General features: G+C 53.7%; 13 protein-coding genes. 6 read left to right on the forward strand and 7 right to left on the reverse strand.

Annotated elements, in window-relative coordinates; genetic code table 11:
* Positions 1-460: 460 nt before the first annotated feature.
* On the forward strand, positions 461-1,393 hold the full coding sequence (locus FOE74_RS05800) for a ribose-phosphate pyrophosphokinase (protein WP_149097655.1): 933 nt from the start codon (positions 461-463) through the stop codon (positions 1,391-1,393).
* Positions 1,394-1,574: 181 nt separating this feature from the next.
* Positions 1,575-2,159 (forward strand): 50S ribosomal protein L25/general stress protein Ctc, encoded by a 585-nt coding sequence (locus FOE74_RS05805; RefSeq protein WP_149097656.1) that lies wholly within the window; start codon positions 1,575-1,577, stop codon positions 2,157-2,159.
* A 409-nt stretch (positions 2,160-2,568) separates the two neighbouring features.
* On the opposite strand, the gene FOE74_RS05810 is transcribed toward FOE74_RS05805, so the two are convergent.
* The 3 genes from FOE74_RS05810 to FOE74_RS05820 are packed head-to-tail and all read right to left on the reverse strand — an operon-like array spanning position 2,569 to position 4,981.
* Positions 2,569-3,705, reverse strand: coding sequence for an aminotransferase class I/II-fold pyridoxal phosphate-dependent enzyme (locus FOE74_RS05810; RefSeq protein WP_149097657.1), 1,137 nt, complete (start codon positions 3,703-3,705; stop codon positions 2,569-2,571).
* Positions 3,702-4,355: an acetyltransferase gene (locus tag FOE74_RS05815; RefSeq protein WP_188686442.1), complete on the reverse strand. Its 654-nt coding sequence runs from the start codon at positions 4,353-4,355 to the stop codon at positions 3,702-3,704. The genes FOE74_RS05810 and FOE74_RS05815 overlap by 4 nt, the downstream gene beginning before the upstream one ends.
* 2 nt (positions 4,356-4,357) lie before the next feature.
* Positions 4,358-4,981, reverse strand: a complete 624-nt coding sequence (locus tag FOE74_RS05820) for a sugar transferase (RefSeq protein WP_149097659.1) — start codon at positions 4,979-4,981, stop codon at positions 4,358-4,360.
* 120 nt (positions 4,982-5,101) lie between these two features.
* Between FOE74_RS05820 and ispE the strand changes: the two genes are divergently transcribed.
* Positions 5,102-5,914 carry a 4-(cytidine 5'-diphospho)-2-C-methyl-D-erythritol kinase gene (gene ispE / locus FOE74_RS05825; RefSeq protein WP_149097660.1) on the forward strand — a complete coding sequence of 271 codons (813 nt, stop codon included), beginning with the start codon at positions 5,102-5,104 and terminating at the stop codon, positions 5,912-5,914.
* Here ispE and FOE74_RS05830 read toward each other — a convergent pair.
* From FOE74_RS05830 to tgt, 3 genes are all read right to left on the reverse strand, one after another.
* Complete coding sequence (locus FOE74_RS05830) at positions 5,891-6,814, reverse strand: DMT family transporter (protein WP_149097661.1); 924 nt, start codon at positions 6,812-6,814, stop codon at positions 5,891-5,893. The two genes, ispE and FOE74_RS05830, sit on opposite strands and share 24 nt — an antisense overlap.
* Positions 6,815-7,109: 295 nt before the next feature.
* On the reverse strand, positions 7,110-8,186 hold the full coding sequence (locus FOE74_RS05835) for an LptF/LptG family permease (RefSeq protein ID WP_149098105.1): 1,077 nt from the start codon (positions 8,184-8,186) through the stop codon (positions 7,110-7,112).
* Between the two features lie 113 nt (positions 8,187-8,299).
* Complete coding sequence (gene tgt / locus FOE74_RS05840; RefSeq protein ID WP_149097662.1) at positions 8,300-9,430, reverse strand: tRNA guanosine(34) transglycosylase Tgt; 1,131 nt, start codon at positions 9,428-9,430, stop codon at positions 8,300-8,302.
* Positions 9,431-9,602: 172 nt separating this feature from the next.
* On the opposite strand from tgt, the gene FOE74_RS05845 reads away from it, so the two are divergent.
* The 3 genes from FOE74_RS05845 to rsmG all read left to right on the forward strand — a co-directional run bounded on the left by FOE74_RS05845 (position 9,603) and on the right by rsmG (position 12,264).
* The gene (locus tag FOE74_RS05845) at positions 9,603-10,733 is read left to right on the forward strand and encodes a glycosyltransferase (protein ID WP_188686445.1); all 1,131 of its coding nucleotides are present in this window, start codon (positions 9,603-9,605) and stop codon (positions 10,731-10,733) included.
* Positions 10,724-11,332, forward strand: coding sequence for an RNA polymerase sigma factor (locus FOE74_RS05850; protein ID WP_062542709.1), 609 nt, complete (start codon positions 10,724-10,726; stop codon positions 11,330-11,332). The genes FOE74_RS05845 and FOE74_RS05850 overlap by 10 nt, the downstream gene beginning before the upstream one ends.
* Before the next feature lie 290 nt (positions 11,333-11,622).
* Positions 11,623-12,264: a 16S rRNA (guanine(527)-N(7))-methyltransferase RsmG gene (gene rsmG / locus FOE74_RS05855; RefSeq protein WP_149097664.1), complete on the forward strand. Its 642-nt coding sequence runs from the start codon at positions 11,623-11,625 to the stop codon at positions 12,262-12,264.
* A gap of 320 nt (positions 12,265-12,584) precedes the next feature.
* Here the strand turns inward: rsmG and FOE74_RS05860 are convergent, their stop codons facing one another.
* A complete protein-coding gene (locus FOE74_RS05860; RefSeq protein ID WP_149097665.1) occupies positions 12,585-14,531 on the reverse strand; it encodes a peptidylprolyl isomerase in 1,947 nt (648 codons plus the stop codon).
* Between the last annotated feature and the right edge of the window lie 31 nt (positions 14,532-14,562).

Raw genomic sequence — 14,562 nt, forward strand, 5'->3', positions numbered from 1 at the left:
AGCCTCTTAGAGAAATCTGAGAGGCTTTTTTTATGCCCTTTGATTTGGCGCTGAGGAAGAATTAGGAATGCCCGATAGAACTAATCGTAAGGCTAGCCCAAGGTAACTTGAAGAGAGGAAGAAGAGATTTTAAAGGCGTAGGTTTGCCGCTCTCAGGACAGGAGTTTTGACAAATAGCTCCCGCCTCACTGGAGAAAGGGACGTAAGGATTCTTGTAGCCGATTTTCTCCGTGGGGTACCGGTTTGGGGAGTCAATGGCTATCCCTTTAGTATAACCGGGTATGGCGTAAAAAGGTATGTGTCTGATTTTCAATCTTTCACAAATCCATAATAAATCCGATTTTCCGTAGTTATACCAGAAAGTTCATGGAATAGTACCTTGTAATTTTTGGCTACATCGTTTGAGCCTATAAAAATTAGAAGTAATTTTGCGACTTCATTTGGTAACCACCTTCTCCTCATGACCCCGACGGTTAAGATTTTCTCCGGCACTTCGTCTAGATACTTCGCAGAAAAAGTAGCAAGTTCCTATGGTTTACCCCTAGGTGATATTACGGTTCAGCGTTTCTCAGACGGAGAGATCTCTGTCCATTTCAATGAATCAGTACGTGGCTGTGAGGTATTCCTGATCCAGTCCACCTTTCCGCCGGCAGATAACCTCATGGAGCTCATGCTGCTGGTAGATGCGGCCAAGCGTGCCTCTGCGCACAAGGTGATTGTGGTGATGCCTTATTACGGCTACGCCCGCCAGGACCGAAAAGACAAGCCCCGGGTTTCCATCGGCGCCAAAGTGATGGCCAATGCCATCCAGTGCGTGGGGGCGGATCGCCTGATGACCTGCGACCTGCACGCCGGCCAGATCCAGGGCTTCTTCGATATTCCGGTGGATCACTTAGACGGCTCTGCCATCTTTGTACCCTACCTGCGCAGCCTGGAGTTGGGGCAGGATCTGATCTTCGCTTCCCCGGATGTGGGAGGGGTGGTAAGAACCAGAAGCTTCGCCAAGGTATTCGGGGTTGAAATGGTGGTCTGCGACAAGCACCGGAAACGCGCCAACGAGATTGCCTCAATGCAGGTGATTGGGGACGTGGAAGGCATGGATGTGGTATTGGTGGATGACTTGGTGGATACCGCCGGAACCATCACCAAGGCCGCCGAGTTGCTCAAAGACAAAGGCGCCAAAAGCGTAAGGGCCATTGCTACCCACGGGGTATTGTCTGGACCTGCCATTGACCGGATAGAGAAATCAGTGTTAGAGGAGTTGGTGATTTCAGACACCATTCCGTTGACCCGCCAGAGCTCTAAAATCAAAGTGCTGACGTTCTCTGATTTGTTTGCCCGCGCCATCAGCAACGTGGTAACCCATGATTCCATCAGCTCGCTGTTTATCTAGCGGTTAGTTGCTAATTGTCAGTGATTAGTTGTTAGTCTGAAATAGGAATGCTGGTGCCCTTGTTGGTGTTATCACCAACAAGTAGAAAGGCAGGAGCAATAAAAAAGAGGTCATGTGTCTTGCATCTTGATACATGTGTCTCTCAAAAGAGTTTTTCCATTTTTTATTTATATCCATTTTTATGCAAAGCTTAGAGATTATAGGGTTTAAAAGAGCAAATCTCGGTAAATCCGAAGCCAAAGCGCTTCGTGAGGAAGCTCAAGTTCCATGCGTGTTGTACGGCGGTGCTGAGCAAGTTCACTTCTCTGCCCCGGCTATCCTGTTCCGTGACTTGGTGTACTCTCCTGAGGTTTACCAGGTTGATTTGAACATTGAAGGCACGCACTACACGGCCATCATGCAAGACCTTCAGTTCCACCCAGTGAACGAAATGTTGCTGCACGTGGACTTCCTGTTACTGCAAGACGAGAAAGAAGTGAAAGTTGACGTGCCTGTACGTTTCGTGGGTACTTCTCCAGGAGTAATGGCCGGTGGTAAATTGGTGACCAAACTGCGCAAGCTGCGCGTGAAAGCACTTCCTGCCAACCTGCCAGATTCTATCGCGGTTGATATCTCTGAACTGGAGTTAGGTAAGTCTATCAAAGTGAACAAAATCACGCCTGAGAACTACCAGATCCTGACCAACCCACTTTCACCGGTGGCTACGGTAACGGTACCAAGAGCTCTGAAAAGCGCTCAGACAGAAGAGAAAAAAGGCAAGAAATAAGCCTGATCTTTTTCCAGTCTTTGAAAACCCTGTTCTGCCTTTGGCAGGGCAGGGTTTTCTGTTTTTAGGCCATTTTAGAAGAAGAAGTCGGCAACCATCTGCATTTAGTGTTTAAAGCCTGCTTTATCAAAGACGGGCCCTAAAAGGTATTGGCAGAGACACTCGTAGGAGCTGCGCACACTACGAGGTCATTCAAAGTTCTGGGTCTTGGGTTCTGAGTTCTTGCTGGCGCGAGTCTTTAAACTCGTGACTGAGGATGAGGCGAGTCTCCAGACTCGCCGGGAACCATCAGCCGGGTGCTGTAAGGTCAGGTGAAGATACTTTTACAGAAGAGCGGGTGTAAGAGTAGGGTACTCCCTGGTTGCCCATGCGCGAGAACCAAGGCCATTTAGGAGCCGGTTTCCTGAAATCAGCCTCTGAACGTCGTTTTGATCACTTCTGCCACACGTTCCTGGTCAGCGGGGGTAAGGTTGGTGCCGGAAGGAAGGCACAGGCCGCGGGAGAACAGATCATCGCTGGTGCCGTCGCCGAAATAGTCACAGCGTTGGTAGAGCGGCTGCCGGTGCATGGGGTACCAGAGAGGGCGGCTTTCAATCTGTGCTTCCAGCAGTCTGAGGCGCAAGGCCTCTGGATTTAGGCGGCAGCCTTTCTTGAGGGTGAGGCAACTGAGCCAGCGGTTAGAGTAGAACCCTTCCGGCTCTGGCTGCCATTCTATTTCTTCCACGTCCTGCAGCAGGTGGCGGTAGGTGTCAAACACCTTTCTCTTTTGCCGTACCCGTTCTTCCAGCACTTCCAGTTGTCCGCGCCCAATGCCCGCAGAGATGTTGCTCATGCGGTAATTGTAGCCCATGGCCGTGTGGTGGTAGTAGGGCAGGTCGTCTTTGGCCTGGGTGGCCAGCCACCGGGCCTGCTCCACTAATTTCGGGTCAGCAGATACCAACGCGCCGCCGCCGGAAGTAGTGATAATCTTGTTCCCGTTGAAGGAGTAGACGCCCACCTGGCCAAAAGTCCCCAGCAATTGGTCCTGGTAGCGGGAGCCCAAAGCCTCGGCCGCGTCTTCCAGGAGCGGCACCCCGTAACGTTGGGTTACTTCCTGGATTTCCCGCAGGCGGGCGGGCATGCCGTACAGGTGCACCAGCAGCAGGGCTTTGGGGAGTCTGCCTTTCCTTTGGCGGTCGCGCAGGGCGTCTTCCAGGGCGGTGGGGCAGAGGTTCCAGGTGCCAGGTTCGCTGTCAATCAATACGGGCGTGGCCCCTACGTACCGGATAGGGTTGGTGCTGGCCACAAAGGTGAACGTGGAGCAGAAAACCTCATCACCGGGGCCTACGCCCAGGGCCAGTAAGGCCAGATGCAGGGCGGCGGTACCGGAGGAAAGAGCGGCAGCGGCTGGCACGGCCGTATAGGCAGCCAGTTCCTGCTCAAACCCGTCTACGTTGGCTCCGGCCGTGGTAATCCAGTTCTGGTCAAACGCCTGTTGCACATACTGCTGTTCCTGTCCTCCCATGTGCGGGGGAGAAAGGTAAATAAAAGGGGAGGGTTGGCTCATGCAATCTGTTCAATAACCCGGGCTGGCACCCCTACGGCGGTGCAGTAACTGGGCAAGTCTTTGGTGACCACGGCCCCGGCGCCAATGGTAGTGAAAGCCCCTACTTTCTGGTTCTGTAACACGGTGCTGTTGGTGCCTCCGTACACGCCGGTACCCAACTGTACGCAGCCGCTGATGGTTACCTGGGGCATGAGCGAGCAGAAATCCCCGATCACCGCGTCATGGCCAATGGTGCAGGCCAGGTTCAGGAGAACGTGCCGGCCCAGCGTGACGTTATGGGTGAGCACGCTGTTCTGGCAGACAATGGTGCCTTCGCCCAGGCAAAGCTTCTGTTCAGGAGTATGCAGCACCGAAGGGTGCACCAGTACCGGGAAGCGCAGCATAGGGTTCAGCAGCCGGTCGGCCACATCGGTCTTGGCCTGGCAATTGCCTATGGCAATGGTGACATCCAGGGGGCTTTCTGTGGTGTTGAGTTCTTCCACCTGGCCCAGGTACGGGTAGCCGCAGATGTCAGGGTGGGCAGGAGGAACATCGTCATAAAACCCAATGATGTCCCATCTGGGCGTGACGTGGTTGATCTGGTGGAGGAGCATCAGCACCTCCCTGCCTAATCCGCCGGCACCTACAATCGCAATTCTATGTTTTTCCACGCTCATGAAGAGGAAGTGTTGGAGGAGCCCGTAAAGCGCTCCATGGTGGCTGTGCCTGGGGCAGAGATGCCTTCGGGCCTAAATAAATGCTTGACGGTGCGCCACAGAATAAGCGCATCTACCCGCAGAGACACGTGCTCTACGTACCATAGGTCATACCTGAATTTCTCTTCCCAGCGCAGCAGGTTGCGGCCGTTGACCTGGGCCCAGCCGGTAATGCCGGGCTTTACCTGGTGTCGGCGCGCCTGTTCCGGGGTGTACAGTGGGAGGTACTCCATGAGCAGGGGCCGGGGGCCTACCACGCTCATCTGCCCCCGTAACACGTGAAGCAACTGCGGTAGTTCGTCTAAGGAGGTCTTCCTGATAAATTTTCCCAGGGGCGTGAGCCGCTGGGCATCTGGTAAAAGCTGGCCGTGTTGGTCGCGCGCCTGGGTCATGGTCACAAACTTGCAGAATGTGAACGGTTTGCCGTGCAGACCCGGGCGCTGTTGCCGGAACAAGACGTGCCCACCAAACCCTAGCCACAGGACCGCCGCCACCAGAAGCATGACCGGCCAGAGCAGCAACAGGGCACTGGTAGCCAGCAAAAGATCCAGAAAGCGTTTTCCGTAAGGAAGGTATGGCATACAACTCAACTTGGGTGTACGCGCAGGTAGGGGTTACCGCGCGGTTTCTGCCCCTTTTCCGGGAAAGCAGCCTTGAAACGAAAGTACGATTCTCTGCGCAGATTCTAGTAATTTGCGGGCATGATTCAATTCCCGAACGCGAAGATAAACCTGGGTCTGCAACTGGTGGAGAAACGACCAGACGGGTTCCATAACCTGCTGTCCTGTTTTTACCCCGTGGGCTGGACCGATGCGCTGGAGATTCTGCCCACGGAAGGAGAAGCTTCGTTTACGCTGTCGGGGTTGCCGGTGCCCGGTGCGCCAACCGCTAACCTGTGCTGGAAAGCGTACCAGTTGCTGCGCCGCGACTTTGCCTTGCCGGCCATTCAGATGCACCTGCACAAAGTCATTCCCATGGGTGCGGGCTTGGGCGGCGGCTCTGCCGATGCCGCTTTCACCCTCAAGATCCTGAACCAGCTCTTTGCCTTGCAGCTGACGGAGGAGGCCCTGGAAGACTATGCCCGCCAATTGGGCAGCGACTGTGCCTTCTTCATCAGGAACCAACCGGTGCTGGCGGTAGAGAAAGGCGATGTGTTTGAAACGGTTCCGCTTGATTTGGTGGGTTGGCACCTGGTGCTGGTCTATCCCAACCTGGTCATCAGCACGGCAGAAGCCTACGCCGGCGTTTCGCCCCGGTTCCCGGAAAACGACCTGAAAACGATGTTAGCGCAGGAGGTGGCAACCTGGAGGGATCGGGTGGTGAATGACTTTGAGCACAGCCTGTTCCCCAAGTATCCGGTGCTGGGGCAGGTGAAGGCGCAGTTGTATGAGATGGGGGCGGTCTATGCTTCCATGTCGGGCTCGGGGTCCACCATGTACGGGCTGTTCAAGGCCGCGCCTCCGCAGCCGCTGCCGTTCCCGGCGGAGTACTCAGTTTGGCAGGGAATCCTGTAGTTTGCGTTGCCGGCGGTTTTTCATCGCCTCCAAAATAGGGTGCAGGAACACGCTGAACAGGATAATGCTGGCCCCGTAATAAAACCCCGCCGACATCTGCTCGCCTTCCTTGAAAATGAACCACGCCAGGATGATGCCATACACCGGCTCCATGTTCACGGTCAGGTTCATGGTGTAGGCACTGAACTTCTGCATCAGGCGCACCGCGCCGGTGTAGGCGTACACGGTGCAGACCAGTGCCAAGATGCCAATCCAAAGCACATCAGACCAGGTAATGGCTAGTTGCAGGGTACCCGTTTCAGTCAGCCAGGTGCGGTAGAAAGGCAGGAACAGGGCGGTGGCTAAAAAGGCGCCGGCCATCTCATAGCAGGTGATGGTGGCGGGTGCATGGGTTTTGGTCAGGTTGCTGTTGATGATGGTGAAGCAGGCTGCCAGAAACGCAGAGCCCAACGCCATGCTGATGCCCACCACGTGGTCAAACTCAAACCGAAAAATGATGTACAGCCCGATGATGATGAGCACGGCCAGCCCTACCTCGTGCGGTTTTATCTTCTTCTTGGTGAACATGGGTTCCAGGAGAGAGGTCCAAAGGCTGGCCGTAGACATGCCCGCCAGGCAGATAGACACCGAGGACACTCGGGCTGAGGCGAAGAACAGGATCCAGTGGGCAGCGATCATGAATCCCACGGCCACAATCTTTACAATGTTCTGCCGGCCAATCCGGAAAGACCCACCCCTGAACCTGATCACCAGCGCCAGGGCCGCCGCCGCCAGAAGGGTGCGGTACAATACCAGTTCCACCGCCGGAATAGAGATGAATTTCCCTAAAATAGCCGTGAAACCCCATAGCAAGATAATGAAGTGGAGTTCCAGGAAATCTTTGAAGCGAGGGGTCTGCACTTTGAATAATTAAGAATTGGGAATTAGGAATGGTTGGGTCGTTTCAGGGCTGATTTCTGCCAAATGGCCATGAAACAGGAGCAGCAGTCTTGTATTTGTCTATGGCTTTCTAATGCTGGCGCGAGTTTAAGGGCTATTTTTTTAAAAGGGCAGGTAAATGAAAACAACGGCTTGTCCTTTATTCACTTCTGGCGCGAGTCTCCAGACTCGCATCCTCCTTGGTCACGAGACTGCAGTCTCGCGCCAGAACCCTACTACCACTAGCAACTAATCACTAACAACCAACAACTACATTCTATCGGGGTACCGTTCGGTAGAGCACGATGCCAATGACGGTGAACACGGCCAAGGGTACAAAGGCCGCCACCTGCGGCGGAATACCACCCACTGAGGCCAGGCTTCGGCTCATCATCACGAAGATGATGAAGATAAAGGCCAGCACAAAGCCCAGCGCAATCTGCAGACCCACGCCGCCGCGTACTTTGCGCGAACTCAGGATTACCCCAATAATGGTGAGGACGATAATAGCGAAGGGATAGCTCATGCGCTCGTACTTCTCCGTCATGTACATCTCCACGTCTGTGGCGCCCCGCAGTTGCTTTTCATCAATGAGGGCGTTCAACTCGGCGTTGGTGAGGGTTTCTTTGAGGCGGTAGGTGCTGGCAAAGTCTTTGGGCAGCAGGTTGAGGGTGGTGTCTATGGCGCCGCCATGCACCACCGTTTCCTGGTCGCCGTTGAAGGTGCGCAGGGTATACGAATCCAGGTGCCACTTCTGCTTGGTGCTGTCCCAGCGGATAGACTCAGAGGAGAGTTTCTGGACCAGTTCCTGCTTCCGGATGGTTTCCAGGGTGAATTTGTAGCCCACGTCGGCGTGGTTGTTATAGCTTTCCAGGTAGGCGTAGGTGTCTGGCCCAATGCGGAAGTGCACGTTGCGGCCCTCAAAGGTATAGGGGTTTTTCACGTACTTGATCTCAAAGGCCACCCGCGTCTTGTTGGCGGTAGGGATCACGTATGAGGCGAAAAAAAAGATAAAGATTCCTATAATAACGGACCCGATGATATAAGGAACCAGCATCCGCTTGAACGATACCCCACTGCTCAGGATCGCCACAATCTCTGTATGCGAGGCCAGCTTGGCCGTCACGAACACCGTGGCAATGAAAACGGTAATGGGACTGAGCATGTTGATGTAATGCGGAATCATGTTCATGTAGTAATCTACCAGAATGATCTTCACAGAGAGGTTATGCTGAATGAAGTCATCATTCTTCTCCACAAAGTCAATCACGCAGATCACCGCAATCAAGATGATCACCACAAACACAAACGTGGTCAGGAACTTCTTGAGAATGTAATTGTCTAATAGCTTCAGTTTCACCTTGTATCAATTAGGAATTAGGAATTAAGAATTAGGAATGGCTCTTAAGTAGAATAGGAGGAAGTACCTTCTCCAATGATTCTTAATTCCTAATTCTTAATTCTTAATTAAAGTCTCGTCATTAGTTTCTTCACCATTACGTCCTTCCAGGCCCTGAACGTACCCGCCAAAATCTGCTCACGCGCCTGACCCACCAGCCACAGGTAGAAGGTGAGGTTGTGCACGCTGGCAATCTGGGCGCCCAGCATCTCAGTGGCGTGCATGAGGTGACGCAAATAGGCTTTGGAATAGAAGGTGCTCGCGTAGCCACCCAATTCCGCGTCAATGGGCGAGTAATCTTCTTTCCAGCGCTCGTTCCTGATGTTGATGATGCCTTGCGTGGTGAACAGCATGCCGTTACGGGCATTACGGGTAGGTAGCACACAATCAAACATGTCTACGCCCAGGGCGATGTTCTCCAAAATGTTAGCCGGCGTGCCCACGCCCATGAGGTAACGCGGTTTGTCGGTGGGCAGTATGTCGCAGACCAGCTCGGTCATCTCGTACATCATCTCCGCGGGTTCCCCTACAGACAAGCCACCGATGGCGTTGCCCGGACGGTTCTTGGAGGCAATGGTCTCGGCAGATTGAATGCGCAAATCTTTGTAAGTGCTGCCCTGCACAATTGGGAAAAGCGTTTGCTCATAGCCGTACTTGCTTTCTGTGGAGTCAAAGCGGTCAATGCAGCGCTGGAGCCAGCGGTGCGTGCGCTCCATGGAGTTGCGGGCATAGTTGTAATCACAAGGGTAGGGCGTACACTCGTCAAAGGCCATGATGATGTCGGCGCCAATGGTGCGCTGCGTATCCATCACGTTCTCTGGGGTGAACAGGTGGCTGGAACCGTCAATGTGCGACCGGAACTTCACGCCGTCTTCAATGATCTTGCGGGTGCCTGACAAAGAGAACACCTGGTACCCGCCGCTGTCCGTGAGAATAGGTTTGTCCCAGCCGTTGAATTTATGCAGCCCGCCGGCCTTCTCCAGCACGTTGAGTCCCGGCCGAAGGTACAGGTGGTAGGTATTGCCCAGAATGATCTGGGCTTTTACGTCTTCTTTGAGCTCGCGTTGGTGCACGGCCTTCACGGTGCCGGCGGTACCCACCGGCATGAAAATAGGGGTTTGTATGGTGCCGTGGGCGGTAGTCAAGACACCGGCACGGGCTTTTGAAGCGGGATCGTTCGCTACTAAATCAAAGGTCATGGGCAAGGGGTAAAATGCTGGGGAAACCTTCTGTAGGCAAGGAACAAATTGATTCTCAACTTGCCCGAGTTTCTCCAAACGGCAAAGATACAAACAACCTTTTGTTCCACCGCCCCGCGGGTAGGCTGCTCCAGAATTTTTGTGCTATTTTTGGATTCAGTTTTCATTCGCTTTGGACCCACTTTTTTTACTGTCTACTTCGCTGTTCTACCTGCTGGGCGCCTGTGTGCTGGTGCAGTTGTTTTATGCCCTTTATTATTTCCTGCCGCTGGCGTTTCACAAAAAACCAGAAGAGATTGCCCCGGCAGAGCTGCCTTCCCTATCAATTCTGGTGGCCGCCCACAATGAGGCAGAGAACCTGCAGGAACTGTTGCCCCTGCTGGTGCAACAGGAGTATCCGCAACCGGTGGAGATCATCATCATAGATGACCGTTCCCATGATGGGTCTCACCTGCTGGTGGGCGAGTACAAATTAGAGTACCCCAACATAAAACTGGTGCGCGTCAAAGAAACGCCGCCCCATATGAGCCCTAAGAAATACGCGCTGTTCCTGGGCATCAAAGCCGCTCAGCATGAGCACTTACTGCTCACAGACGCAGATTGCCGGCCGCTCTCTGCGCGGTGGGCGCAGGAAATGGCCAGTGGTTTTTCCGGCGAAAAGGATATCGTTTTAGGGGTTTCCCCGTATATGCAGATATATGGATTCTTAAATCATTTGATCCGCTATGAAACCTTCTTGACTGCAATGCAGTATCTGTCGTTTGCCAAGAGGGGGCAAGCATACATGGGAGTGGGCCGTAACCTGGCCTATACTAAATCCACGTTTTCAAGGAACAAAGGCTTTTCCTCCCACATCAGGTCTTTGGGGGGTGATGATGATTTATTTGTGCAGGAAGCTGCCCAACACTCTGCCGTCCAGATTGTGATTGAGCCTGCCGCCCAGACAAGCAGTGCCCCGGAAACCCGATGGCGCGACTGGTGGCGGCAGAAACGAAGGCATTTGGCGGCAGGGCGGCAGTACCATAAAAATAAACAGCTCAGACTCGGACTTTTTGTCCTGTCAAACGTGTTATTTTACGTAATATCACCTGTTCTTTTAGGTTTGCAGTACCAACCACTATGGGTTGGCCTCATTATTGGAGGAAGATACGTTGCTCTCTACGGAGCATACTTACCGGTGGCCCGCCGCCTGCAAGTATCCCTCAAATGGTGGCTCCTGCCTATTTTGGAACTGGGGTATTACCTCAATTACATAGGGATCGGGATCTCTGTTTTAACGGTTAAAAAGGTAAGATGGAAGTAAATAAGCAATTCTCCGCGAAAGCGAAACATGATTTTAAACTGATTCAGTCAGCGGTAGAAGACGGAGATGAGAAGGCCTACGCAGAACTGATGCAGATATACAAGAAGCCAGTTTACCACGTAGTCCTCAAGATGGTGCGCAACGCTGATGATGCCGAGGACCTCACCATTGAAGCCTTCGCCAAAGCCTTCCGTAACCTGCACAAGTTCAACCCGGAGTATGCGTTCAGTACGTGGCTTTTCCGTATCGCCACCAACAACTGCATTGACTTCATCCGGAAGAACAAGATCAAGACCATGAGCATTGACTCAGCCATCAAGATCGACAACGGCGATGAGATCACCATTGATTTCAAAGACAACAACCTGAACCCGCAGGAGTCTGCCATCAAGAACCAGAAGATTGAGATCATGCAGTACATCGTGAGCAAACTGCCCGACAAGTACCAGCGCCTGGTGACCCTCCGTTACTTTGACGAATTGTCATACGAAGAGATCGCCACCGAACTCAGTGCCCCCCTGGGAACCGTGAAAGCCCAACTTCACCGCGCCCGCGAGTTGCTCTATGACATGGTAAAGAACAAGAAACACCTTATCTAAGGATATAAGACACAGGATACAAGACATAAGATTTTCTCCTGTTGAGATATTGAAGGAAGCAGCCCTAAGGCTGCTTCCTTTGTTTCAGGCCAGTTTTCTGAAAATAGAGGCATAAAACGCATTTCCCTTTTCTGTACGGACAGGTCGCGACCTGTCCGTACATTTCTGGAATGTTTTGAGGGCCCTTTCTTAAAAACAAACCTAAAGCAGCGGCATTCAGACAAAACCCTGGACTTATAACTCCGGACTCAGAACTCCTTTTAAGAACTCCTTTTCTTATCTTTGAGGCTATGAACGCAGCCTCTGTGAATATCCTGACCCATTATTTCCCTGACCTCACCCCAGAGCAGCAACAGCAGTTTTCCCGTCTGGCAGAGCTGTACGTGGAATGGAACGAGAAAATCAACGTGATTTCCCGCAAAGACATGGAGAACCTGATGGTGAACCATCTCCTGCACTCGTTGGGCATTGCCAAGGTGGTGCAGTTTCCGGCGGGCACCTCGGTGATGGACGTAGGCACTGGCGGTGGTTTGCCTGGTTTGCCCTTGGCTATTCTGTTCCCTGAGGTAAGGTTCCACTTGGTGGACTCCATTGGCAAGAAGATCCATGTGGTGCAGGAGATTGCCCAGGAACTGCGGCTCCACAACGTGAAAGCCACCCACACCCGTGCCGAGCAGGTGCACGAGAAATATGACTTCATTGTGAGTCGCGCCGTGGCCCGGTTGGCTACTTTCTACCACTGGATTCAGTTCAGCTACAAGAAAGAATCAGTGCCCACCCAAGGGCTGTACTACCTCAAAGGCGGCGATTTAACCGAGGAACTGGCTGAGTCTGGCCTGCTGCACGAGGTGTTTGAGCTAAGTACTTATTTCCAGGAAGAGTTCTTTGAGACGAAGAAAGTAGTGTACGTGCCAGTGCACCCAACTGCGTAAGTTGTTTTAGAGGTAAGCAGACTCAATACAAGATTTAAATAAAGGTATAAAATACAGAAAGCCACTTCTATGAGAGTGGCTTTCTGTATTTTATAGGAATCAGTAAGAATAGGGGAGTACCCAGATTCATATTATTTGTCATCTTGGAAAGATCTTGTGGGCGAACGGTAGTAGCATTTCTTAGATGTCTTTCTAGTTCTCCCACAAGATCCTTCCAGGATGACAAAGAGAGAAAGCAGGATAACAAAGAGGGATAGATGGTATTACTCATCTTTTACTGTGTCTCTAATTACTAGCAACTAACCACTAATTACTAACTATTACCGCACCAACTCCACCTTCTCAATTCTATCCCCAATGTTCAGCTGGTGCACTACCTCCATGCCTTTGACCACGCGGGCGAAGATGGTGTAGCGGCCGTCCAGGTGCGGGGTGGGGGAATGGGTGATGAACCATTGGCAGCTTTCGGTGTCTTTGCCGGCACTGGCCATGCCCACGTAGCCTTCCAAGTAATTCAAATCCGCGAACTCAGAGCGGATGGCGTAGTCGGTGGAGCCCCAGCCGTCGCCGCGGGGACAGCCACCCTGGGCCACGAAATTGGGCACCACCCGGTGGAAGTTCTTGCCGTTGTAGAAGCCTTTCTCCAGCAGTTCCACAAAGTTGGCCACCGAGCCGGGCGCATCCTCCACCAGCAATTCAAAGGTGATCTCGCCTTTTGACGTCTTTAGGCGGGCCTTCTGGTTTTTCTGCAGCTGGTTCACCGCGGCCCAGTTGATAGGATGGCTGAAGGGCGTGGCCGGGGTAGGGGCGGCGGTCTTGCCATCCAGGTAATCCAGGGTTTTCTGCAGTTCCAGGTACGTCTCTATGTCGCGGGGCAGGGTGAGTTTATCTTTGGCTTGGGTCAGGAAAGAGCGGTCTGGATAGGCGTTCTTCAGGTTCAGTTCCGGGTTCCGGATGGCGCCCGCGGCTATGCCCACCAGCGCCACATCCCCGGACTGGATGGCCCGCTGAAACAGTTGGTTAAACGCAGGAGCGGCCGCCACGTCAAACTCTTTGCGGGCTCTCATGGCTACCAAGGCCTCCATGCCCGCCGTACTGATGGCCGGATGTTTTGCCTGAAACGTCTGCTGCTCCAGGAACGGGTACTGGGTAGGGTCCTTGCTCAGCGCGGTAAGCAAGGCCGCTTGCTCATAAGGGCTCTTTGCCTTCGTAAAACGTTCCTGAATCTGCTGGCCTATCACTTTCTTTTGGTCGGCCGGGGCCGAAGAAAGTGCCGCTCCCAGCAAGGTGGCGCGCACCCGCCAGTCCTGTTGCTTCTGGGTAGCTTCCAGAAGCCGGGCAGATTCCGCTGGTGGGGCCTTGGCGACCAGATACTCGGCGGCACTCAGGGCTACCAGGGCATGGGCATCTGAGAGGGCGTTCCAGGCGGCCGCTTGCACCCCTGCGTACGGCAGTTGGTACAGGGGCCGCACGGCGTTCAGGCGCACGCGGTAATCGGGGTCTTTTTGCAAAACGGTGCCCAAAACAGCGGCCACGCCTACGGTATCGGTCATTTTGCCCAGCGCCTGAGCAGCGCCCATGCGGACATTTGCGCTGGGGTCTTGCTGCACCACCTGGAACAATTGCGCTTTGGCCAGACTAGCATCTAGTTTAGGAGTACGGGCCAGAAACTGCGAGGCCCCCAGTCGGGCGTCTTCAGCGGGGGCTTCCAGCAGGGCGGCCGCCTTTTTCACGGCGGCCTCATAGCTCAACTTCCGTTGGCCCGACCGGTACAAGGCCCAGGCTTGGGCGGCTTGCAGATCTGCGGGGGCAGTATAGCGGGAAATCATTTCAAGCCCGTCCTGGGTGGCGCTTTTTCCCCAGGCCTCCAGAATCTCCGCGCGGGCGGGCACGTTCTGTTCCCGGTCATACGCTGCCTGGAGGGCGGGTTCAGATAAGGTGCTGTTCATTTGCCCCAGGGCATAGGCCGCTGCCTTCCTTACCTCGGGTTCAGGGTCTTGCAACAGCGTGGCGAGGGCCGGAATGGCGGTGCTGTCCTGCACAGAGCCAAAAGCCAGGGCTGCCTCACGGCGGTACATGGTTTCTGGGCGCTGCAGGAACGGAAGCAGGTCGGTGGTTTTGCGTTCATCCTGCAGGGTGTAGATCCGGCGGAGGGTGGCGTCACTGAATTTGTTCACGGTGCCGGCGCTCTGGCTTTGCTGGGCGGGTTGGCGGCAGGCAGCGGCCAGCAGCAGAAGGAAGGCAGTATTTCTGAGTTGCTTTTTCATAAATGGGCTTGGGCACGGAAGATACAAAAGA

It is taken from the genome of Rufibacter glacialis (assembly GCF_008271745.1).
Taxonomy (GTDB): domain Bacteria; phylum Bacteroidota; class Bacteroidia; order Cytophagales; family Hymenobacteraceae; genus Nibribacter; species Nibribacter glacialis.

Coding starts and splice junctions, on each gene's coding strand:
- tgt (WP_149097662.1), bottom strand. CDS start 9,430: ATGACCTTTGATTTAGTAGCGAACGATCCCGCTTCAAAAGCCCGTGCC.
- FOE74_RS05860 (WP_149097665.1), bottom strand. CDS start 14,531: ATGAAAAAGCAACTCAGAAATACTGCCTTCCTTCTGCTGCTGGCCGCT.
- FOE74_RS05810 (WP_149097657.1), bottom strand. CDS start 3,705: ATGAGCCAACCCTCCCCTTTTATTTACCTTTCTCCCCCGCACATGGGA.
- FOE74_RS05820 (WP_149097659.1), bottom strand. CDS start 4,981: ATGCCATACCTTCCTTACGGAAAACGCTTTCTGGATCTTTTGCTGGCT.
- ispE (WP_149097660.1), top strand. CDS start 5,102: ATGATTCAATTCCCGAACGCGAAGATAAACCTGGGTCTGCAACTGGTG.
- FOE74_RS05850 (WP_062542709.1), top strand. CDS start 10,724: ATGGAAGTAAATAAGCAATTCTCCGCGAAAGCGAAACATGATTTTAAA.
- FOE74_RS05805 (WP_149097656.1), top strand. CDS start 1,575: ATGCAAAGCTTAGAGATTATAGGGTTTAAAAGAGCAAATCTCGGTAAA.
- rsmG (WP_149097664.1), top strand. CDS start 11,623: ATGAACGCAGCCTCTGTGAATATCCTGACCCATTATTTCCCTGACCTC.
- FOE74_RS05800 (WP_149097655.1), top strand. CDS start 461: ATGACCCCGACGGTTAAGATTTTCTCCGGCACTTCGTCTAGATACTTC.